This window comes from Candidatus Pelagibacter sp. Uisw_136, from assembly GCF_047720275.1.
Lineage (GTDB): Bacteria > Pseudomonadota > Alphaproteobacteria > Pelagibacterales > Pelagibacteraceae > Pelagibacter.
Map to the genome: position 1 here is coordinate 1,107,584 of NZ_CP159812.1, position 20,511 is coordinate 1,128,094.

Here is a 20,511-nt window from a genome sequence, read left to right on the forward strand (position 1 = left end):
AAAAATATATTAATAAATGAGTAAATAAGGCTTTATAGTGAATTAAATTATGCTTGATAAATTTAGTCTCTTTGTAGTTGTGCTGGTTTTAGTTTTTTGCTTTTATCTTGTAATTTCTCTGGGAGCAGGAGTTTTTTCAAAAAAAGAAAAGAAACCAGAAATACAAAAATATTTAAAATCTGTTAATATTTTATTAATTTTTATAATTTTTGTTGGGGCTATTTTAACGTTGTTTCTTTAAAGCATTTAACCAAGTAGTGCTCGACACCAAGCAATAACTGTATCATTAAAAACATACATAATTAAAAAAAATACACACCAAACAATTAATAAAAAAGCCCAATAAAGAGATAGTGCATCTATACTTTTTTGTTCTTTTATAATTTCTTCTTTTTTAAGTTTATGAACTTTGGAAAAAACTTTCCCCCAAAAAAATAATCCTCCCAAAAGGTGCAATCCATGGAGTGCAGTAAAAATATAAAATGATGAAAAATAGTTATTTGTAGAAACATAATTTCCATTTTTCATTAATTGAAACCAAAAAAAAATCTGCCCAAATAAAAAAGCGTAGCTTAAAAAACCAACTATAAGCAAATTTTTTTTGATTTTTTCAAAATTGTTTTTTTTTAAATCATTTGTGATTTTATTAAAAAAATAAGCAACATATAATAAAACTAAAGTATTTAACCATAATAAATTAGGTTTCAATAAATACTCTGTATCTTGAGTAGCAGGAATGCTATAAAGGTATCCTGTAACAACTAAAGTAAATAATACAGTACTTACACCAAAGATAACAATAACGGCTGATGTCTGCAACGATATATCAAAAGTTTTACCTTGATGACGGTTATCACTTTCCATCTGTTCTTTTTCCCAAGGCTTATCAGACAATGTTCCAAAAAGTTTTTTAATAAATTTAGACATAATTATAATATATAATATATTAATTCATAAAATATGAAATTAAAGACCTCAATAACTATACTGGGTGGCTGTTTGTTAATTTTTTTATTTATTATGTTGCCTATTGTATTATCGATACAAGAAAAGAAAGAAGATATTGTAGCTTCATATACTGGATCTGCATTTACTTTAACAGATGTAAATAATGAGCCTGTAACAGAAAAATCTTTTCAAGGACCGTTAACTGCAATTTTTTTTGGTTTTACAAATTGTCCCGATATATGTCCAATGACACTATCTAATCTAGATCAGGTTATCGAAAAATTAAATGATAGTGAGAAAAAAAATTTGAAAGTTTTTTTTGTAAGTATTGATCCTGAAAGAGACAATCCTAAAATAATTAAGGATTACTTGAATTTATTTAAAAGTAAGATTTATGGAATAACTGGAGATCCACAAAAAGTATTTTTGCTTTCAAAATCATGGGGTGTTTTAAGTGAAAAAATTTTTAATGAAGACGGTAGTTATTTAATCAATCATAGTTCTTCAATACTTTTATTAGATAAAGGAAAGTATATTGATCGAATTAGTCATCATGAAAATTTGGAAAATATTTTTAAAATAATTAAGAGTTATTTGTAAGCTTGCAAAAATTAATATGTATTTTTCCTCACATATAAATAAAATAAAAAAATTGACAGTGCTAAAGAAAACCAAGTAATAGCATACTTTTTGTGACTATTTGAAATATTTACAGTAATAATTTTTGGTTTTGGTAATTCTAAATTATTATTTAAGTAAATTACAAATGGAGAAAAATTTTTATTTGTATATTGAAAAATATCATCCCTATCTAAAGTAAACCAGTAATTATCGTTAATATCATTAACAGGCTTAAACCTGTTAGCCTTAGATTGTTTTCTTAACGTTCCTAAAATAGTTTTATGATCAAAAATATCAATTTCTTTAGTATTTTTTTTATCAAAAGGTATCCATCCTCTATTTAATAAAAAGTTTTTATTATTAATTATAATTGGATTAACAACATTAAATCCTGGTGCACCTTTTTCGTTTAAACTATATAAATAAATTTGTTTATCAAAATCTATAACCCCTGAAGTTTTGATTTTTAGATAGTCTTCAGGAACATTGGTCATTAAATCAACAGGTTCTTTCTTCAAAGAAACATCAATTTTATTTAATAATTCATTTTTCCAATCTAATCTTACTAGTTGCCAGCTACCTAATGCTATAAATATAGATATAAAAAAGAATACAAAAATTGAAAATAAAAGTTTATTTCTCAAGGTTAACTATTAACTTCCCCAAACATAGATTGAAGCAAATAGGAATAGCCATACTACATCAACAAAATGCCAGTACCACGCAGCAGCCTCAAAGCCGAAAAACTCATCTTTTTTGTAATGACCAGTCTTGCCTCGCCACCAACATACTGCTAAAAATATAGTTCCTACGACGACGTGAAACCCATGAAAGCCTGTGGCCATATAAAACACAGCACCATATATATTTCCTGAAAAATCAAAACTTGCATGATGGTATTCATAAATCTGCAATAAAGAAAAGCTAAAACCTAAAACAACTGTCATTGCCAAACCTTGCACAAAACTTTCTCTATCACCTTCTTCTAAAGCATGGTGGGCCCAAGTAACAGTGGTTCCTGATAGTAGTAAAATTAATGTATTTATCAATGGAATATCCCAAGGATCAAATGTTATAATATCTACTGGAGGCCAAACATTGCCCATGAGTTCTGTAGGAAATAAACTTGCATTAAAATAAGCCCAAAACCACGCAACGAAAAACATTACTTCGGAGGCGATAAAAAGAGTCATTCCATATCTAAGGTGAATTTTAACAACAGGTGTATGATGATTGTGGTCAACCGACTCTATTATTACATCCCTAAACCACATGTATACTCCATAAAATAAAAGAGCAAAACCTAAGTACATTCCCCAGGAAACTTCACTATGCAAATAATAGACAGTCCCTATTGCTAAAAATAAGCTAGAAAATGATACATAAATAGGCCAAGGACTTGGGTCTACTAAGTGATAATCATGTTTTTTTTCTGCTGACATTTTTATAATTTTGATTGGTTATAGTAATCTGATGAAAAGAAAGTATAGGACATAGTTACATCTTTAATATTTTTAGTGTTTGGGTCGTTTACCATTTCTGGATCTAAATAAAAAGTCATTATATATGTTGCTTTTTCTCCTGCTTTCAGCTCTTGCTTTTCAAAGCAAAAACAGCCTAATTTACTATAATATTTACCAAAAGATGAGGGAGATACATTAAAAGCAGCCACACCATAAGTTGTTTCATCGCCATAATTCTCTACTTGAAATTCGATTCGATTCACTTGACCTATGTTCACATCCATAACATTTTTTTTTACTTTAAAATTCCAGGGGAGTTTGTTTACATTTGTATCAAAGCGAACACTTACTTTTTGATCTAAAACTATATCTGGTGCCTCTTTTGATATTTGCGTAGTTCCACCGAAGCCAGTCGCTCTACAGAATATGTCATATAAAGGTACCGCAGCAAATGAAAGGCCAAGCATGATAAAAAAGATTCCAGCTAAAATTATAGGAGTAAGCGTTTTTTTTTGAATCATAATTGTCTGTCAAAAACTCCCACATTATAGAGAGTAAAAAAAAATAGGAATATCATGAAGGCTATTATTCCAAACGCAGTAAAGATGTTTTTTTTTTTAGTTTTTTTGTCAAGTGTCAGCATAATAATATCTTATTTGTTAAAAATAATTTTCTTAAAATTTAATGAGTATTAGATTTTTCAGTATCTTGATCATCCACGAACTTTGGCAACTCATCAAAGGTATGGAAATTTGGTGGTGATGGTATGGTCCATTCTAAAGTTGTGGCACCTTCACCCCAAGGGTTTTGAGCTGCAGCTTTTTTCTTAGAAAAAGAATAAATTAAGTTAACAAAAAATACTAATAAACCACCAACTGCTATGTATGAGCCAACTGATGAAACGTAGTTCCATCCAGCAAATGCATCTGGGTAATCAGCATATCTTCTTGGCATTCCTGCTAAACCTAAAAAATGTTGAGGAAAAAATACCAAGTTAACTCCAATAAATGTTAACCAAAAATGTATTTTTCCTAAAGTTTCAGAATATTCATAACCAGACATTTTACCAAACCAATAATAAAATCCTGCAAAGATTGCAAATACTGCCCCTAAAGACAATACATAATGAAAGTGAGCGACTACATAATAAGTATCGTGCATTGCAGTATCAACACCTGCATTTGCAAGCACAACTCCTGTTACTCCACCAACTGTAAATAAAAATATAAAGCCTAATGCCCATAGCATTGGAGTTTTAAATGAAATTGATCCACCCCACATTGTTGCAATCCATGAAAATATCTTAATACCTGTTGGTACTGCAATAATCATTGTTGCTGCTATAAAATAAGCTTTAGTATCAGTGCTTAAACCAACCGTATACATGTGGTGGGCCAAACAACAAAACCTACAACACCAATTGAAACCATTGCGTAAGCCATTCCCAAATATCCAAATACTGGTTTTTTAGAAAATGTTGAAACAATATGACTAATCATTCCAAAGCCAGGAAGTATCAAAATATAAACTTCTGGATGACCAAAGAACCAAAATAAATGCTGGTACAAAACAGGATCTCCACCTGTTTGAGCATCAAAAAATGCTGTTCCAAAATTTCTATCCGTTAAAAGCATTGTAATTGCACCAGCTAAAACTGGAAGTGATAACAACAATAAGAATGCTGTAACTAGAACAGACCAAGCAAATAAAGGCATTTTGTGCAAAGTCATACCTGGTGTTCTCATATTCAAAATTGTTGTAATAAAGTTAACTGCTCCTAAAATTGAAGAAGCTCCAGCTAAGTGCAAACTTAAAATAGCAAAATCCATTGCAGGTCCTGGCTGTCCAGCTTTAGAAGATAAAGGTGGATATAAAGTCCATCCTCCGCCGACACCTTGTTGACCTGGAGGGCCATCTACAAAAATTGAAAGTAGTAATAAAATAAATGAAGCAGGTAATAACCAAAATGAAATATTATTCATTCTTGGAAACGCCATATCAGGTGCACCAATCATGATGGGTACAAACCAATTACCAAATCCACCAATCATTGCAGGCATCACCATAAAGAAAATCATTATTAATCCGTGACCAGTAACCAACACGTTATATAAGTGATAATTTCCACCTAAAATTCCATCACCAGGATGCATTAATTCAATTCTCATTAATACTGAAAAAGCTGTTCCAATAATTCCTGCAAAAATTGCAAAAATTAAATACATTGTACCAATATCTTTATGGTTAGTTGAGTAAGCCCAACGTTTCCAACCTGTTGGTGTGTGATGATCGTCTTGTAATGCTGTTTGTGTATACATTTTTATTTACTCGCTAGTTTTTTATATTCATTTTCTGTAATTGGCTCTTTTGCAAATTTCATTTTAGCTTCTGCTAGCCATATTGCATATTCTTCATCTGTTACAACTCTTACTGTGATCGGCATAAAAGCATGTTGTATTCCACATAACTCAGAGCATTGACCATAATATGTTCCTACTTTTTCAGCTTTAAACCAAGTTTCATTTATTCTTCCTGGAACAGCATCTCTTTTAACTCCAAAAGATGGTAATGCCCAAGCGTGTAAGACATCGTTTGCAGTAATTAAAACCTTAACCACCTTATTAACTGGCACAACAACTTCGTGATCAACGGTTAGTAATCTTGGTTGGTTTTCTTTTAACTCATCTTCTTTAATCATGTACGATTCAAAAATAATATTTTCGTCGGGATATTCGTATCCCCAGTACCACTGATATCCAACAGCTTTGATTGTTACATCAACTTTTGGGATCGTATCTTGCTTGTATAAAAGTTTAAATGATGGGATCGCCATTACGATTAAAATTAAACATGGAATTAATGTCCACAAAACTTCTACTGCAACATTATGAGTAGTCTTTGATGGAACTGGATTTTTTGATTCTCTAAATCTTATACAAGTATAAATCATAAGAAATAAAACAAAGACAGTGATAGCAATAATTATTGGAAGTAGAATATTATTATGAAAACTAACAATATCTCTCATTCCATCAGAGGCTGGGTTTTGAAACCCTAGTTGCCATTCCTTAGGTTGATCGGCTAATGCACCTGTTGAGTAGATAGTCGCTAAAATTGTAAGTAAAAACTTGTTCATTTACAACAGTATATAAAGTGCTTTCATAAAATTTACACTTTAGATTTTGCGACAAAATCACACTTTAGCTTTTAAAAACCATCAATTAATCAAATAACTAACAATAGATAGAGCTGAAATTACTGCAGTCTCTGATCTTAATATATTTTCATTTATTTTAATTGGCTGAACGTGCTTAAATTTAAGAATCTCCCCTCTTTCTTCTTCTGAAAAATCTCCTTCTGGACCAATAATTACACACGTTGGATTACTAGTTAGTTTTTCTAAATCTAATTTTTTATTTTGAGAATTTAGATCTGTAAATATTAAATCCATTTTTTCATTACTTAAAAAATCTTTTAATGATTGAGGGTCTTCAATAGATGGAACATTAATTCTATTTGATTGTTCGGCAGCTTCTATAATTACTTTTTCTAATCTTTCTTTGTTAATTTTTCTAACTATCGTTCTATCAAATATAATTGGTAAGAATTTAGTTACTCCTAACTCTGTTGCTTTTTGAATCATAAAATTCAAATAATTTGATTTAATAGGTGAAAAAGCTAACCACAATTCTTTTACATTTTCTTTTTGTCTTAATTGCTTTGTAATATTAACTTCAACTATACTTTTTGAAATAGTTAAAATTTTTGCTTCCCATTCTCCACTTCTATTAAATAAAGAGAAGACTTCATCAACTTTAACTCTCATCACTTTATTTACATAGTGAGATTGTGATTTATCAAGTTTTGCAGTTAAATTAAGTGATAAACTTTCTTTAAAAAATAATCTAATATTACTCATTAATGTTAAGTTAATTTATGAAAAATATTAAAGCAATAATTTTTGATGCATATGGCACTTTATTTGATGTCAATTCTGCTGCAGAAAAATGCAAAGATAAAATTGGTGATAAATGGGAAGGCTTTGCTAATTACTGGCGAACTACTCAATTAGAGTACACTTGGCTTAGAAGTCTAATGAATAGACACAAAGACTTTTGGCAAGTGACCGAAGATAGCCTAGATAAATCAATGAAGGCATTTGAAATTGATATTTCAATGAAAAATGAATTATTAAATCTTTATAAGGTACTCTCACCTTTTCCTGAAGTGCCAGAAGTTTTAAAAAAACTTAAAGAAAAAAACTATAAATTAGGCATCCTTTCAAATGGTACACCTTCTCTTCTTAATGAATTGGTGAAGAGTAATGATCTAGATAATATATTTGATGATATTTTTTCAATTGAAGAAGTTGGCATTTATAAACCAGACTCAAAAGTTTATGACATGCCAATTAAAAAATACAAAATACAAAAAGAAGAAGTTGCATTTTTAAGTGCTAATACTTGGGATGTTTCTGGTGGTGGAAATTATGGTTACAGTTCTATTTGGGTTAATAGAAATAATAATATTTTTGATAACCTTGATTACAAACCTAAAAATGAAATAAAAAATTTAGAACAATTAAACAATCTTATTAAGGCCTCATGAGATAGCATGAGACCTTAACTAATATAATTTAAGCAACGCTTGCTCTTTGTTCAGTTTGCTCTTTATTAACAAAAGTGCTCGAAGCAACCTTTTGAAATAATTTAATAGGAACTCCTTTTGATAAAATGTCTAAAACTGGACAATGTGTATTTACAGTATCAATCAATTTATCTATCTCAGCTTTTGGTGATGAAGATTTAATATCAACAGTACCTGAGATGTGTTGAAAGCCAGGTCTAGTGTTTTTATTTAAAGCTAAAAAACCTTGAAGATCAAGCGTACCTGTCAAATTAACACTGACACTATCAATATTAACACCAGCTGCTGTAGCAAAGGCTTTATATGTTATTTCCTGACACGTTGCTAAAGCTGCTAAAATCAACTCTACTGGGCTTGGTCCTTCATCTTTGCCCCCAAAGCTTTTGGGTTCATCCACTATCAGTTTATGCTCCCTAAGAGTGACCACAGATTGAAGCCCTTCCTTAAGAATTGAGTTGCTTTCATATTGGACCACAGCATTTTTTGGATTAGCTATAAAATCCTTCTGTAGATTACTTATTGTTTCTTTTAGATTATTACTCATTTTTTTTCTCCTGTTTTAGTGCTTCGACATATGTCAGGCGCACAATTTAGTTAAATGCCCTTCTTAATTTATTTACGCTTTGTCTCCGTATTCAGTCATATGTTTTGGAATTCTTTTATTTTTTCCATACATAAAATGATTTTCCATGTTCTCTCTGTATTTACTTGCTGGAACTTTTAATCCAATCGACTCAGCAACTTCCCTAATCAACATTGGATTTGCTCCACAACAAACTCCTAAATAATTCACTCCTAATGCGTAAGCATCTTTTGCAAATTTACCTATTTCATATCTATTGCAGAAGTGTGGATCTAATGCCGTTGGAAACGTTCTTCCATGTGGTGATGGACAAGCACAATTACTTCTGTCTGGCAGATTAAAAAATGTTGGAAAGTCTTCACTGGTTCTGTAAGGAATAGGCAAGGCTCCAACATGACATTTAACTGCTTCTCTAATTTCTTTTAAAAAGGGAAACATTGTAGCTGGCCCTCTAAAACAATTTAAACCAACAACATCAGCTCCACGTTGTTCAAGATCTTTACAAGTATCAACAACAGATTTTCCATCTCTCATTTTATTTTCACCCATTGGAGAAATTGTTAATACAGTTGGTAAACCTGTTTTTTTCATTACCTCTAAAGCTTTGTAAGCCTCTTCAGCATAATAAAAAGTTTCACCAATCAACATATCAGCCCCTTCCTCAACAGCCCAACCAACCATCTCTGTAAACATTCCTTCAACTGCTTTTTGAGATTGAGGGTCATTATGTTTCCAAATATTTGAATTTGAAATATTACCTGCCATCAAATTTGGTTTAGACCCCTTAGGTGTGTCTAGTGCAACTTTTTTAGCAATTTTTAATGCTGAACGGTTTAGAGGTTCGAGAAGTTCTTCTTTGCCAATAACACGCATTTTTTCTCTGTGTCCATTATAAGTAAAAGCTTCAACAATATCTGAACCTGCATGTTGAAATTCTCTATGTAAATTTTCAAGAACTTCCGGATGGTCTAATGAAACCATTGGCACAAATTCCCCTGACGCCATGTATCCCCGTCTTTCAATTTCAAATAAAAAACCTTCTGCACATACAATGGGTCCTTTATCCAGTCTTGCTTTTAATCTATTTGTACTCATTTTTTTTCTCCAAATTATTGAAGAAAAGAAACTGAAAAACGTTAAACAAGAGGGTTGTAAATTTAAACAATCTCTTTTCTCCTTTTTAGTGCTTTAGCAAATGCTAGGTGCACAATATGGTTCAAGTACCCGGTTTAGATTTGAAGAATTTCCAAAAAAAAACCACCGGCTAAAGCGGTGGTTGAAACGTCGCTTTAGCAGGAATTTATAAAGCGCTCTGCAATTTAACTTAAATCAGCACTGATTAACTTTAATCATACTTTAAAACTAAAGTATACATAAATTTTTACTGTATTTTTAAGGCTATCTAATTCTATTTTCTTCAAAATTCTTATTTAGTTTTACTGAAATAGTTCGAGTATTTCTTTTACTCCACTCTGAAAAAGATCTTAAGATAGGCATAACCGAAAGGCCAAATTCAGTAAGTGAATACTCAACTTTTGGCGGCATTATTTGAATAACTTTTCTATTAATTATTCCATCTCCTTCTAATTCCTTAAGCTGCTTGGATAACATTTGTTGTGTAATGGTTTTTAATCCTTTTTTAAGTTCACCAAATCTAATTTTTTTGTTGTGTAACAAACTAAACAAAATTCTAATTTTCCATTTACCTCCAAGAAAATAAACGGCTCTTTCAGCTGGACAATATATTAAGTTTTTCATGGTATGTTTTTGTATACTAGTATGTTTACTTTGCGTTATTGCTTTATTAATACCAAAGCACTAAATAGAAGTCAAATAAATTGAAAGGATCAATATGACTAAAGGACAAAACGCAGGTAACGGACCAATTCCAGTGGATGTAGAGAAAGATAAATCTTACTACTGGTGCTCTTGTGGAAAAAGTGCAAAGCAACCATTTTGTGATGGATCTCATCAAGGTTCAGAATTTACTCCAGTTGCATACAAAGCTGAAGAAACAAAAAAAGTATTTTTTTGTGCTTGTAAACAAACTAACAACCAACCTCTTTGCGATGGTTCGCACAGCAAGTAATGAATAAAGCAAGTAATAGAACAAAAAATATGAACAACATCTTAGATCTGACTGGAAGAATTCTTATCTCTCTAATTTTTTTATTAAGTGGAATTAATAAAATTGGAAACTATGAAGGAACAGTTGGTTGGATGGAGTCTTTGGGTGTGCCTGGCATTTTTTTAATACCCGCAATAATACTTGAGATAGGTGCACCAATATTAATTATGATTGGATATAAAGTAAAAATCTCAGCAGCTTTATTAAGTCTATTTTGTATTGTTACAGCAGTTATTTTTCATAATAATCTTTCTGATCAAATGCACTTTATATCTTTTATGAAAAATATTGCTCTTGCAGGAGGTTTTTTATTCTTAGTTGTTAATGAAACAAAAGATTTTAGCCTAGATAAAAAATTAAATAATCGTTAATTAACTAAATATATAAGTGTCTTGATGCTTTAAATTAAGACACTTATAAAAAATTACATATTATTTTAAGATTTAATTTATTAGAGTAAGGGTATTAATGGACAAGCCAACTATAGTAGATAACAAACCTAAAAAAGTAGAACTAGTACAAAATGAAGAATACATGTTTTGTACTTGTGGAAAATCTAAAAACCAACCATTTTGTGATTGGTCTCATGCTGGTACTTCATTTGAGCCTATAAATTTTAAAGCTGAAGAAACTGGTGATGCTTATCTTTGTATGTGTAAACATAGTAGCACCAAACCTTATTGTGACGGTACGCATAAAAATTTTACCTCTGATCAAATTAATAAATCAGAAGAAGTTTCAAACACTAATGAAATAACGAGTACAGAAGAAGAGCCACATCTTGCATACATCCATGAGCTTGCAAAAAATGGCTTAACAAAACTTGGTCATCATGGAGAAATGGGAGCAATGGGTGTTCCCTCGAAAGACTTACCAAAATGGGAAGATATTCAAATACTTACTGCCCAACTAGCAAAAAAACCTCTCCTTGATAACGATAAAGTTGGAACAGATATAATTATAGGGAAAAAATCAAAAAAACCTCTAACGTTAAATATTCCAATTTTTGTATCTGACATGAGTTTTGGTGCACTGTCAGAAGAGGCAAAAATTGCGTTAGCAAAAGGTGCAGAGGGAGCTGGTACAGGAATTTGTTCGGGAGAAGGTGGAATGCTTTTAGAAGAACAAAATAATAATTCAAAGTATTTTTATGAGCTTGCCTCAGCTAAATTTGGTTATTCAGAAGATAAGTTAAAAAATATTCAAGCATTTCATTTTAAAGGTGGTCAAGCCGCAAAAACTGGAACAGGTGGACATTTACCAGGAAACAAAGTTAAAGGTAAAATATCTGAGGTAAGACAAATTCCAGAAGGTGAAGATGCTATCTCCCCTTCTACTTTCAAAGACCTGACAACAGTTGATGATTTTTTAAAATTCTCAAACAGAGTTAGAGAGTTAACTGGTGGTATTCCAATAGGATTTAAATTATCTGCTCAACATATAGAAGCTGACATTGAATTTGCAGTAAGTGCTAGTGCTGATTATATTATTCTTGATGGGCGTGGTGGTGGAACCGGGGCTGCTCCTTTAATATTTAGAGATAATATTTCTGTTCCTACAATTCCAGCCTTAGCAAGAGCTAGAAATTACTTAGATAAAAAAGGTTATGACCATGTATCATTAATTGTAACAGGTGGATTAAGAACTTCTGCAGATTTTGTAAAAGCACTTGCTCTTGGAGCAGACGGTATTGCAATCTCCAACTCAGCTATGCAAGCAATAGGATGTGTTGGTGCTAGAATGTGTAATACAAATAATTGCCCCGCTGGTATTGCCACTCAAAAACCAGAACTTAGAAAAAAATTAAATATTGACGAATCTTCTGCAAGATTAACTAGATTTTTTAATGCATCTGTAGATCTAATGAAAATATTAGCAAGAGCATGCGGACATGATCATCTTAATAAACTTTCTATAAATGACTTAACAACGTGGAAAAAGGAAATGAGCGAGCTATCTGGTGTGTCATTTGGTGGAGTTATAAATAATAAGCAAAACAATAAATAGAGGATAGAAATGAATAATATTGAAGTAGAAAAAATAATAGAGCCAGTTGCAGCATCAGATGGTGCTGGTGTTAAATTAAAAAGAAGCATTGGCACTCACCTTATTGATTACCACGATCCTTTCTTAATGTTGGATGAATTTGGTTCTGAAAATAAAGATGATTACATTGGAGGCTTCCCTCCTCACCCTCACAGAGGAATTGAAACAGTAACCTATATGCTTGCCGGTGATTTTGAACATAAAGACAGTGCAGGTGGCGAAGGAATAATGACTGCTGGAGATGTTCAGTGGATGAAAACTGGGAGTGGTATCATTCATTCAGAAATGCCCGCAATGAAAGAAGGTAAGCTTCATGGGTTTCAATTATGGGTAAACATGCCTGCTAAATTGAAAATGACTAAGCCTGAATATATTTACATTGATGCAGATAAAATGAGCACTCATAAAGACGATGATAAAACTGTCAAAGTGATTGCTGGAAAATTTCAAGATGCAGAAGGACCTGTTAAGGGCCATAACGTTGAACCTGTTTATTTTGATGTAGAGCTTGAAAAAGGAAAAAAGTTTAATTTTGATCTTCCCTCCACTCACAATTCTTTAATATATTTAGTTGAAGGTGAAATTAAAATTGGCAATCAAGACCATGATGCTATTAAAGATTCTACTTTAATTATTCTAACTAGGGGTGAAAAATTAAAAGTATCTAGCTTAACTAAAGCTAAATTTTTATTAATATCTGGAAAGCCTATTGGTGAGCCTATTGCTAGAGGGGGTCCATTTGTAATGAATACTAAAGCTGAGATCTTGCAAGCAGTGCAAGATTATCATAATGGTACATTTGTAAAATAATGAAAACAATTAAAATAGAAAAATTTGGTGGCCCTGAAGTCTTAGAAGTTAAAGATATTGAGATTGGTAAACCAGGTCCAAAAGAAGTTTTGATAAAAAATCTATCAATTGGTCTTAACTATATTGATGTTTATCACCGAACAGGCTTGTACCCTATTCCTCTACCGAGTGGAATTGGTTTAGAAGCATGTGGAATAATAGAAGAAGTTGGTTCTGATGTTGATCTGTTTAAAGTTGGCGATAGAGTGGCTCACTCTTCAATGCCAATTGGAAGTTATTCAGAAAAACAATTGTTTCCTCAAGAAAAACTAGTTTTAGTTCCAGAGGGTATCTCTGATGAAATTGCGTCTTGTATTATGCTCAAAGGAATAACTGCTGAATATTTATTACACAGAGCTTACCCAATTAAAAAAGGCGATAAAGTTTTATACCATGCGGCAGCTGGTGGTGTTGGCCAAATATTATGTCAGTGGGCTAATGCATTAGGAGCTGAAGTTATTGGAACTGTTGGCTCTAAAGAAAAAGAGGCTATTGCTAAAAAAAATGGCTGTCATCATGTAATAAATTATACAGATACAAATTTTGTTAAAGAGGTAGAAAAAATTGCAGGTAAAAATGGAGTTGATGTTGTCTATGATGGTGTTGGTATTAAAACATTCGATGGATCAATTGAAACTTTAAAGGTTAGAGGCATGATGGTCGCTTTTGGTAATGCATCAGGTTACGTTGATACTATAGATGTCAAAAAACATATTAATGCAAAAGGATTATTTTTTACTCGTCCTTCAATTGCACACTATACAATAACAAGAGAAGAGTTAGTTGAGTCTGCTAAAAAAGTTTTTGAAGCAATCTTATCTGGAAAATTTAAGGTTGAAGTTTCTAAAAGATATTCACTTGATGATGCTAGAAAAGCTCATGAAGAATTAGAAGCGAGACTATTAACGGGTCCTGCAGTTATTATTCCTAACTAATCTAAATTAACATCCATATCAGACATATGAAGTTTTAATGCATTTGTTGATACTTGAATTTCTCTCATAAAAACAACAATTGAAATCATCATCGATAGACAGCAAGATCCAAAAATTATTCTAGCTGCAAAAATCTCATTTAGGTAAAGAGCAAAAACAGTTAGCATATTAAATAAAAAGCCAAATGCAGCAAACATGATAGTCCACTTTAAAAGAACAATTCTTCCACTTAAATTTATAAACTGTTTTTTCCACTCAGGTGGAATGTGACTTTCATATACGTGCTCATCATGAAGTTGTCTAATAAGTTTACTTAATGAATGAAATCTGTTGCTATATACACTCATCAGTAAAGGAATGGCTGGAAACATCAATGCTGTAACTGTGTAATCTATATTCATACGAATCAGTTTGATTATGAAACTAGCCTTTGTTATTTACAAGTAAATTATTATGAAACAATTAAATCTCTTTATTGAGCTAACAAGATTGAAAAGGCCTATTGGCTATATGCTATTATTTTGGCCTTGTGCATGGGGACTAACTCTTGCTTATGATTTTTCAAAAAACTTAAATGATTATTTTTTTTACTTATCATTGTTTTTTTTAGGATCGGTTCTAATGCGTTCCGCAGGATGCATTGTGAATGATATTTCTGATAAAGAATTTGACAAAAAAGTTTCAAGAACAAAAAATAGGCCTATTGCATCCAATCAAATTTCAGTAAAATTAGGAATATTTTATACTTTAATTTTGTGCCTGCTTGCATTTTTGGTTTTAATTAACTTTAACAACTTAACAATCTTACTTGCTCTAGGATCTATGCCTCTAGCATTCACCTATCCTTTAATGAAAAGATTTACTTATTGGCCTCAATTATTTTTAGGAATAACATTTAATTATGGTTTAGTTTTAGGGTGGACAGCAATACAAGGTGAAATAAATACAGTTGCTATTATTTTTTATCTTGGAGCCATATTTTGGACACTAGGATACGACACAGTATATGGGTTTCAAGATATTAAAGATGATGAAATTATAGGTGTAAAATCAACTTCAATAAAATTCAAAAAAAAACCAAAAAACTTTGTATCTACATGTTATGCTTTTTTAATTTTTTCTATTTTAATTGTGGGATATATGATGAATTATAATTACTTTTTTTATGTAAGCTTACTAATAACAATTTCTCACTTATTTTTTTACCAAATTAAATTTTTTAATTCAAAAGACCCCTCTATGTGTTTAAAAGTTTTTAAAAGCAATAATTTAATTGGTCTTCTTATTTTTTGTAATATTTTAATTGGAAAGTTTTAATGAATAATTCAGAAATCTATAAAAGACTTTATAAAGATTATTCAAAAAAATATATTAATAAAATACTAATATCAGTTTTTTTTGGAGTTCTTGTTGCGGTTAGTACTTCTGCAATAGCTTGGCTTTTGGATCCTGCTATTAAAAAAATATTTGTTGAGAAAGATCAGACACTAATATTTATAATTCCTTTATTAATAATTATAGCATTTACTATTAAAGGGTTTGCTCTTTATTTTGCAAAAGCAATTATGATTAGAGTTGCTGAAGAAATTAAAAAAATTCTTCAGTCCCAAATGGTAAAATCTTTAATCAATGCAGATACACAGCTAATAGATCAAAAACATTCTGGAAAATTTATTTCAAATCTTACTTATGATGTAAATCATATTACCAACATGCTCAGTACAGCCATTTTAAGCTTATTCAAAGATAGTTTAACTTTGTTAGGCTTACTATTTGTAATGTTTTATCAAAATTGGAAATTATCATTGATTGCAATAATTATGATACCTATAGCTGGTATGGCTTCTAAAACTCTTGGCAAAAGAATAGGGAAAGTTGTTACAGAAGCACAAGAAAAATCTGGTTTTTTAAATACACATTTAATTGAATTATTTAAAAATCATAAATTAATTAAAATTTTTCAAAGAGAAGATTATGAAAGCAAAAGAACAGATGGTCATTTAGATCAGCTAAAAGAAAAAAATATTAAAATCAATACTGTGTTTGTAAGGCTATCACCAATTATGGAAACCTTGACTGGAATAATGATTGCAATTTTAATATTTTATTCTGGAAAATTAGCTCTTAATAATGAGATTGAAATAGGAAATTTTTTCTCTTTTCTTGCTGCAATGATGCTTGCATATCAGCCTGTTAGAGCGTTATCGGGCATGAATATGATATTAAAACAAGGACTATCTGCAGCAAATAGAATTCTGCCTATTATTGATAATCAAAATAAAATTGCTGACCAAGAAGACTCTCAAGATATTAACATTACTCATTCTGATATTAAGTTTAATGATATCAACTTTCAATATAACGCTGAAGAAAAAAATGTTTTATCAAATGTAAATCTCAATATAGCTGGTGGGAAAATGACTTCTTTAGTTGGGCATAGTGGTTCTGGAAAATCAACAATTTTAAATTTAATACCTAGGTTTTATGATGCTCAATCAGGAGACATCTTGATTGACAATCAATCAATATACAAAGTGAAAATTAAATCTCTAAGAGATAAAATCTCACTTGTAAGCCAAGATACAACTTTGTTTGATGATACAATTAAAAATAATATTAAATATGCTAAAAGTGATGTCACAGATGAGGATATAGTAGCCGCAGCAAAATTTTCTTATGCACATGAGTTTATAGATAAATTACCTAATAAATATGAAACCATAATAGGTGAAAATGGAATTAGATTATCAGGTGGAGAAAAGCAAAGATTATCCATAGCTCGAGCCATGATTAAAAAAAGTCCAATAATTCTTTTAGATGAAGCAACCTCTTCACTAGATGCCGAAACAGAAAGCAAAATTCAAGAAGCTTTAAAAATATTAACTAAAGATAAAACTACCGTTGTAATAGCTCATAGATTATCAACAATTCTAAACTCAGATCAAATTTACATAATTGATGCAGGTAATGTTGTTGCAAACGGCAAACATGATGAATTATTAAATAGTTCAGAACTTTACAAAAATTTCTACGAAAAACAAATTCGAAAAGGGTAATGTTTTTTTTATATCAAATATTAATAATCATACTGTTAATATTTTCCCCATTAATTATATTTTTTAGAATTTTAAAAAAAAAAGAAGATAAAAAAAGATATAAAGAGAAATTTTGTTTTCCATCAAAAAAACGTATCAATGGAAATTTAATTTGGTTCCATGGGTCAAGTGTTGGTGAGCTTTTAAGTATTTTGCCCTTAGTTCAAGAACTTGAAAAAAATAAATCTATAAATCAAATTTTAGTAACTACTTCAACCTTAAGTTCTGCTCAAATATTTAAGAAATTTAATTTTAAAAAAACTATTCATCAATTTTTTCCAATAGACTCAATTTTATTTTCTTATAAATTTTTAAACTACTGGAAACCGACTATTGCCATATTTGTTGAATCTGAAATTTGGCCCAGTATCTTCAGGGCTCTTAATAAAAAAAGTATTCCATTAAAACTTCTTAATGCAAGAATTACAAAAAAAACTTTTAATAAATGGAGGTGTGTAAAAAAATTCTCAAACTCAGTTTTTCAAAATATTTCAATTGCCTACCCTCAAAATGAAGAAACACTTAATTATCTTAAAAAATTGAATGTTAAAAAAATTAAAAAAATTGGAAATCTTAAGTTTTTCAATAATCAACAATCTAAATTAACTAAATTAGACGATACTTTTTTAAAAAACATAAATCTTAAAAAAATTTGGTGCGCTTCAAGTACACATCCTGGTGAAGAGATCATTTGTGCAGATGTTCATATAAACTTAAAGAAAAAATATAAAAATTTACTAACAATAATAATACCAAGACATATTCATCGTGTTAATAAAATAGTTAATGAAATTAAAAGTTTAGATTTAAATATAGTTTTGCACAGCTCAAAACCAAAAAAATTAAATAATACAGATATTTACTTGGTGGACACATATGGTGAGACACAAAAATTTTATCATTCTTCTGATATAGTCTTTATGGGTAAATCAATATCAGGAAAAGGTGGTCAAAATCCTCTTGAACCTACCAACTTAGGTTCTACTGTTTTGTATGGCCAAACGTAGACAACTTTAAAGATACCTATAAATTACTCAATAAACTAAAGGTTGCTTACAAGGTTAATGGAGTAAAAAGCTTAACTCAATCAATAGACAAATTAATTACTAAACCCAATAACAAAAAAAATTATTTAAAAATTGCAAAAATGGGAAAAAAAATACTTAATGAAACTAAAGATGAGATAAACAGTTTATTCAATAATGAAATTAAAAAAACCTAAATTTTGGGACTATAAAAAACCATCATTTTTTTCCTACTTATTATTACCTCTTTCAATCACTATAGGTTTAATTACAAAAATAAATTCAAAACCTAAATATCCAAATTCAAAAATAAAAACAATCTGTGTTGGAAACATCTATATTGGAGGAACTGGCAAAACATCACTAACTATCAAAATAAAAGAGATTTTAGATAAAAATAATATCAAAGCTTGTTTTATCAAAAAATTTTACCCTAACCAAACAGATGAGCAAAAACTACTTAGTAAAAATGGAACTTTATTTAGCAATTTAAAAAGAATTACTGCACTTGATGAAGCAATTTCAGAAGGTTTTGAAGTTGCTATTTTTGATGACGGACTTCAAGATAACTCTATCAAGTATAATATGGAAATTATTTGTTTTAATAACCTAAATTGGATTGGAAATGGACTTACATTGCCATCAGGACCTTTAAGAGAGAGTATTAATAACCTGAAATTTTATGAAAACGTTTTTTTAAATGGAAATGAAGAAAGTTTAATTGCTATCAAGGATCAAATCAAAAAAATTAACCCAAATATTAATATTAATTCTGGAAAATATACACCGTTAAACATAGGTGAATTTGATAAAGATCAAAATTACTTAGTTTTTTCTGGTATTGGTAATCACAAAACTTTTGTAGAGATGTTAAAAAATAATAAATTAAAGATTGTAAGTGATTTAGAATATCCAGATCATTACCAGTATTCAAAAAGAGATTTTGATGAAATAATAATTAATGCAAAAAAATTCAATGCACATATTATAACTACTGAAAAAGATTATTTAAGGCTAGAAAACTTTAACAGAAATGAAATTTTTTATGTTAAATCAAGTCTTGATATATCAGATGAAAAAAGTCTCACAAATAAACTACTTAAGCTAAATGAAAAAAATTAAATATTTTTTTGAGTTTTTAGTCATATCCTCTCTTTTTATTATTTATAAATTTTTAGGATTAAAAATTTCATCTCATATCAGTGGAAAATTATTTGAAATGTTTGGTCCAATTTTTAGATCAAAAAATCTCATTAAAACTAATATTCAGAGAGCTGTTCCTAAAATTAATACCTCCAAAATTAAGATCATTACAAAAAGTATGTGGAATAATTATGGAAGAACATTATCTGAATATATGTTTCTTAAAGGTTTTAGAAATGATCAATTTAGATCAAATATTAATATTACAGGTAAAGAAATCCTTCACAAAATAAAATCTGAAAAAACCCCAGTAATTTTTGTTTCTGGTCATTTTAGTAATTTTGAATTAATGGCAATGGAAATTGAAAAATCTGGTGTAAATCTATCAGCAATATATCGGCCATTAAACAATATTTTCTTAAATATATTAATGGAAAGAATTAGAAAAAAATATATTTGCAAAAAACAAATTAAAAAAGGAACTGGTGGAGTTAGAGAATTATTAAGATTATATAAAAAAGGCTACTCTATAGCCTTAATGATTGATCAGAGAGTTTCTCAAGGGATAAAGTCTAAATTCTTTAATGAGGAAGCTTTCACTACAACGATCCCCGCACAATTTATAAAAAAATTTAATTGTAAAGTAGTACCAATTTCTATTGAGAGACATAATGGTGTAAATTTTAATATTAAAGTTGAAAAACCTATAGAGTTTTCAAAAAACTCCTCAACTGAAAAAATTACTAGAGAATTAAACATTTGGCTGGAGAAAATAATTTTAAAAAATCCAGGTGAATGGATATGGTCTCATGACAGATGGAAGTAAGAATTTAGTTCGCCTCTTTTTTTTTATGAGCTTCTACATATGAAAAGTATGGCTCTTGAAGCTCAACATTCCAATAATTAAGATTTTCTAAACTAATTAATTTTCCTGATACAGCACAAACAACATGATCGCCATTTTCAATAATTTCAAAGTTATTTGGTAAATATTTTAATTTTGCTAATTTTTTATTCATTTTTAGTTT

General features: G+C 29.9%; 24 protein-coding genes, 1 pseudogene and 2 riboswitches. Of the genes and pseudogenes, 13 read left to right on the forward strand and 12 right to left on the reverse strand.

The annotated features are described in order from the left end of the window. Positions 1-49: 49 nt before the first annotated feature. Positions 50-241, forward strand: coding sequence for a hypothetical protein (locus ABXT53_RS05970; RefSeq protein WP_415290254.1), 192 nt, complete (start codon positions 50-52; stop codon positions 239-241). Positions 242-246: 5 nt separating this feature from the next. On the opposite strand, the gene ABXT53_RS05975 is transcribed toward ABXT53_RS05970, so the two are convergent. Beyond that, positions 247-927 (reverse strand): alternative cytochrome c oxidase polypeptide CoxN, encoded by a 681-nt coding sequence (locus ABXT53_RS05975; protein ID WP_415290255.1) that lies wholly within the window; start codon positions 925-927, stop codon positions 247-249. Positions 928-960: 33 nt separating this feature from the next. Between ABXT53_RS05975 and ABXT53_RS05980 the strand changes: the two genes are divergently transcribed. Then, a complete protein-coding gene (locus ABXT53_RS05980; RefSeq protein ID WP_415290256.1) occupies positions 961-1,548 on the forward strand; it encodes an SCO family protein in 588 nt (195 codons plus the stop codon). A gap of 11 nt (positions 1,549-1,559) precedes the next feature. Here ABXT53_RS05980 and ABXT53_RS05985 read toward each other — a convergent pair whose 3' ends face one another. The 6 genes and pseudogenes from ABXT53_RS05985 to ABXT53_RS06010 form a co-directional block, all read right to left on the reverse strand. Beyond that, positions 1,560-2,213 carry an SURF1 family protein gene (locus tag ABXT53_RS05985; protein ID WP_415290257.1) on the reverse strand — a complete coding sequence of 218 codons (654 nt, stop codon included), beginning with the start codon at positions 2,211-2,213 and terminating at the stop codon, positions 1,560-1,562. 9 nt (positions 2,214-2,222) lie between these two features. After that, complete coding sequence (locus tag ABXT53_RS05990; protein ID WP_415290259.1) at positions 2,223-3,011, reverse strand: cytochrome c oxidase subunit 3; 789 nt, start codon at positions 3,009-3,011, stop codon at positions 2,223-2,225. A 2-nt stretch (positions 3,012-3,013) separates the two neighbouring features. Continuing rightward, positions 3,014-3,550 (reverse strand): cytochrome c oxidase assembly protein, encoded by a 537-nt coding sequence (locus ABXT53_RS05995; protein WP_415291314.1) that lies wholly within the window; start codon positions 3,548-3,550, stop codon positions 3,014-3,016. Between the two features lie 163 nt (positions 3,551-3,713). Further along, positions 3,714-5,350: pseudogene (gene ctaD, locus ABXT53_RS06000) on the reverse strand (cytochrome c oxidase subunit I). Positions 5,351-5,352: 2 nt separating this feature from the next. Further along, entirely contained in the window at positions 5,353-6,168 is an 816-nt protein-coding gene (coxB, locus tag ABXT53_RS06005; RefSeq protein ID WP_415286157.1) for a cytochrome c oxidase subunit II, read from the reverse strand. A gap of 81 nt (positions 6,169-6,249) precedes the next feature. After that, on the reverse strand, positions 6,250-6,951 hold the full coding sequence (locus tag ABXT53_RS06010) for an RsmE family RNA methyltransferase (protein WP_415290260.1): 702 nt from the start codon (positions 6,949-6,951) through the stop codon (positions 6,250-6,252). A gap of 17 nt (positions 6,952-6,968) precedes the next feature. On the opposite strand from ABXT53_RS06010, the gene ABXT53_RS06015 reads away from it, so the two are divergent. Then, positions 6,969-7,640 (forward strand): haloacid dehalogenase type II, encoded by a 672-nt coding sequence (locus tag ABXT53_RS06015; RefSeq protein ID WP_415290261.1) that lies wholly within the window; start codon positions 6,969-6,971, stop codon positions 7,638-7,640. 28 nt (positions 7,641-7,668) lie between these two features. On the opposite strand, the gene ABXT53_RS06020 is transcribed toward ABXT53_RS06015, so the two are convergent. From ABXT53_RS06020 to ABXT53_RS06030, 3 genes are all read right to left on the reverse strand, one after another. Then, entirely contained in the window at positions 7,669-8,223 is a 555-nt protein-coding gene (locus ABXT53_RS06020) for an OsmC family protein (protein ID WP_415290262.1), read from the reverse strand. A 4-nt stretch (positions 8,224-8,227) separates the two neighbouring features. Next, a riboswitch (SAM riboswitch) is annotated at positions 8,228-8,292 on the reverse strand. A 3-nt stretch (positions 8,293-8,295) separates the two neighbouring features. Then, complete coding sequence (locus ABXT53_RS06025) at positions 8,296-9,357, reverse strand: homocysteine S-methyltransferase family protein (RefSeq protein ID WP_415290263.1); 1,062 nt, start codon at positions 9,355-9,357, stop codon at positions 8,296-8,298. A gap of 75 nt (positions 9,358-9,432) precedes the next feature. Further along, positions 9,433-9,497, reverse strand: a riboswitch (SAM riboswitch). A gap of 163 nt (positions 9,498-9,660) precedes the next feature. After that, entirely contained in the window at positions 9,661-10,020 is a 360-nt protein-coding gene (locus ABXT53_RS06030; RefSeq protein ID WP_415290264.1) for a winged helix-turn-helix transcriptional regulator, read from the reverse strand. A gap of 94 nt (positions 10,021-10,114) precedes the next feature. Between ABXT53_RS06030 and ABXT53_RS06035 the strand changes: the two genes are divergently transcribed. The 5 genes from ABXT53_RS06035 (at position 10,115) to ABXT53_RS06055 (ending at position 14,220) form a co-directional block, all read left to right on the forward strand. Then, the gene (locus tag ABXT53_RS06035) at positions 10,115-10,351 is read left to right on the forward strand and encodes a CDGSH iron-sulfur domain-containing protein (protein ID WP_415290266.1); all 237 of its coding nucleotides are present in this window, start codon (positions 10,115-10,117) and stop codon (positions 10,349-10,351) included. After that, positions 10,351-10,761 (forward strand): DoxX family protein, encoded by a 411-nt coding sequence (locus ABXT53_RS06040; RefSeq protein WP_415290267.1) that lies wholly within the window; start codon positions 10,351-10,353, stop codon positions 10,759-10,761. The genes ABXT53_RS06035 and ABXT53_RS06040 overlap by 1 nt, the downstream gene beginning before the upstream one ends. Positions 10,762-10,858: 97 nt before the next feature. Beyond that, a complete protein-coding gene (locus ABXT53_RS06045) occupies positions 10,859-12,397 on the forward strand; it encodes a glutamate synthase-related protein (protein WP_415290268.1) in 1,539 nt (512 codons plus the stop codon). A gap of 9 nt (positions 12,398-12,406) precedes the next feature. Then, positions 12,407-13,246, forward strand: coding sequence for a pirin family protein (locus tag ABXT53_RS06050; protein WP_415290269.1), 840 nt, complete (start codon positions 12,407-12,409; stop codon positions 13,244-13,246). Next, entirely contained in the window at positions 13,246-14,220 is a 975-nt protein-coding gene (locus ABXT53_RS06055) for a quinone oxidoreductase family protein (RefSeq protein WP_415290271.1), read from the forward strand. Before ABXT53_RS06050 ends, ABXT53_RS06055 begins: the two co-directional genes overlap by 1 nt. On the opposite strand, the gene ABXT53_RS06060 is transcribed toward ABXT53_RS06055, so the two are convergent. Continuing rightward, a complete protein-coding gene (locus ABXT53_RS06060; protein ID WP_415290272.1) occupies positions 14,217-14,621 on the reverse strand; it encodes a DUF2721 domain-containing protein in 405 nt (134 codons plus the stop codon). The two genes, ABXT53_RS06055 and ABXT53_RS06060, sit on opposite strands and share 4 nt — an antisense overlap. 52 nt (positions 14,622-14,673) lie before the next feature. Here ABXT53_RS06060 and ubiA point away from each other — a divergent pair, with 52 nt between their 5' ends. From ubiA to ABXT53_RS06085, 5 genes are all read left to right on the forward strand, one after another. Then, positions 14,674-15,537 (forward strand): 4-hydroxybenzoate octaprenyltransferase, encoded by an 864-nt coding sequence (ubiA, locus tag ABXT53_RS06065; protein ID WP_415290273.1) that lies wholly within the window; start codon positions 14,674-14,676, stop codon positions 15,535-15,537. Next, positions 15,537-17,276 (forward strand): ABC transporter ATP-binding protein, encoded by a 1,740-nt coding sequence (locus ABXT53_RS06070; protein WP_415290275.1) that lies wholly within the window; start codon positions 15,537-15,539, stop codon positions 17,274-17,276. Before ubiA ends, ABXT53_RS06070 begins: the two co-directional genes overlap by 1 nt. After that, positions 17,276-18,322, forward strand: coding sequence for a 3-deoxy-D-manno-octulosonic acid transferase (locus tag ABXT53_RS06075; RefSeq protein ID WP_415290277.1), 1,047 nt, complete (start codon positions 17,276-17,278; stop codon positions 18,320-18,322). Before ABXT53_RS06070 ends, ABXT53_RS06075 begins: the two co-directional genes overlap by 1 nt. 195 nt (positions 18,323-18,517) lie before the next feature. Further along, entirely contained in the window at positions 18,518-19,462 is a 945-nt protein-coding gene (gene lpxK, locus ABXT53_RS06080; RefSeq protein ID WP_415290278.1) for a tetraacyldisaccharide 4'-kinase, read from the forward strand. Further along, the gene (locus tag ABXT53_RS06085; protein ID WP_415290279.1) at positions 19,449-20,309 is read left to right on the forward strand and encodes a lysophospholipid acyltransferase family protein; all 861 of its coding nucleotides are present in this window, start codon (positions 19,449-19,451) and stop codon (positions 20,307-20,309) included. Before lpxK ends, ABXT53_RS06085 begins: the two co-directional genes overlap by 14 nt. A 4-nt stretch (positions 20,310-20,313) precedes the next feature. Here ABXT53_RS06085 and ABXT53_RS06090 read toward each other — a convergent pair whose 3' ends face one another. Then, positions 20,314-20,502, reverse strand: coding sequence for a DUF2093 domain-containing protein (locus ABXT53_RS06090; RefSeq protein WP_271564347.1), 189 nt, complete (start codon positions 20,500-20,502; stop codon positions 20,314-20,316). Between the last annotated feature and the right edge of the window lie 9 nt (positions 20,503-20,511).

Coding starts and splice junctions, on each gene's coding strand:
- ABXT53_RS06050 (WP_415290269.1), top strand. CDS start 12,407: ATGAATAATATTGAAGTAGAAAAAATAATAGAGCCAGTTGCAGCATCA.
- ABXT53_RS06035 (WP_415290266.1), top strand. CDS start 10,115: ATGACTAAAGGACAAAACGCAGGTAACGGACCAATTCCAGTGGATGTA.
- ABXT53_RS06020 (WP_415290262.1), bottom strand. CDS start 8,223: ATGAGTAATAATCTAAAAGAAACAATAAGTAATCTACAGAAGGATTTT.
- ABXT53_RS06070 (WP_415290275.1), top strand. CDS start 15,537: ATGAATAATTCAGAAATCTATAAAAGACTTTATAAAGATTATTCAAAA.
- ABXT53_RS06025 (WP_415290263.1), bottom strand. CDS start 9,357: ATGAGTACAAATAGATTAAAAGCAAGACTGGATAAAGGACCCATTGTA.
- ABXT53_RS06030 (WP_415290264.1), bottom strand. CDS start 10,020: ATGAAAAACTTAATATATTGTCCAGCTGAAAGAGCCGTTTATTTTCTT.
- ABXT53_RS06015 (WP_415290261.1), top strand. CDS start 6,969: ATGAAAAATATTAAAGCAATAATTTTTGATGCATATGGCACTTTATTT.
- coxB (WP_415286157.1), bottom strand. CDS start 6,168: ATGAACAAGTTTTTACTTACAATTTTAGCGACTATCTACTCAACAGGT.
- ABXT53_RS06090 (WP_271564347.1), bottom strand. CDS start 20,502: ATGAATAAAAAATTAGCAAAATTAAAATATTTACCAAATAACTTTGAA.
- ABXT53_RS05970 (WP_415290254.1), top strand. CDS start 50: ATGCTTGATAAATTTAGTCTCTTTGTAGTTGTGCTGGTTTTAGTTTTT.
- ABXT53_RS05975 (WP_415290255.1), bottom strand. CDS start 927: ATGTCTAAATTTATTAAAAAACTTTTTGGAACATTGTCTGATAAGCCT.
- ubiA (WP_415290273.1), top strand. CDS start 14,674: ATGAAACAATTAAATCTCTTTATTGAGCTAACAAGATTGAAAAGGCCT.
- ABXT53_RS06045 (WP_415290268.1), top strand. CDS start 10,859: ATGGACAAGCCAACTATAGTAGATAACAAACCTAAAAAAGTAGAACTA.
- ABXT53_RS06040 (WP_415290267.1), top strand. CDS start 10,351: ATGAATAAAGCAAGTAATAGAACAAAAAATATGAACAACATCTTAGAT.
- ABXT53_RS06075 (WP_415290277.1), top strand. CDS start 17,276: ATGTTTTTTTTATATCAAATATTAATAATCATACTGTTAATATTTTCC.
- ABXT53_RS06085 (WP_415290279.1), top strand. CDS start 19,449: ATGAAAAAAATTAAATATTTTTTTGAGTTTTTAGTCATATCCTCTCTT.
- ABXT53_RS06010 (WP_415290260.1), bottom strand. CDS start 6,951: ATGAGTAATATTAGATTATTTTTTAAAGAAAGTTTATCACTTAATTTA.
- lpxK (WP_415290278.1), top strand. CDS start 18,518: ATGAAATTAAAAAAACCTAAATTTTGGGACTATAAAAAACCATCATTT.
- ABXT53_RS06055 (WP_415290271.1), top strand. CDS start 13,246: ATGAAAACAATTAAAATAGAAAAATTTGGTGGCCCTGAAGTCTTAGAA.
- ABXT53_RS06060 (WP_415290272.1), bottom strand. CDS start 14,621: ATGAATATAGATTACACAGTTACAGCATTGATGTTTCCAGCCATTCCT.
- ABXT53_RS05990 (WP_415290259.1), bottom strand. CDS start 3,011: ATGTCAGCAGAAAAAAAACATGATTATCACTTAGTAGACCCAAGTCCT.
- ABXT53_RS05980 (WP_415290256.1), top strand. CDS start 961: ATGAAATTAAAGACCTCAATAACTATACTGGGTGGCTGTTTGTTAATT.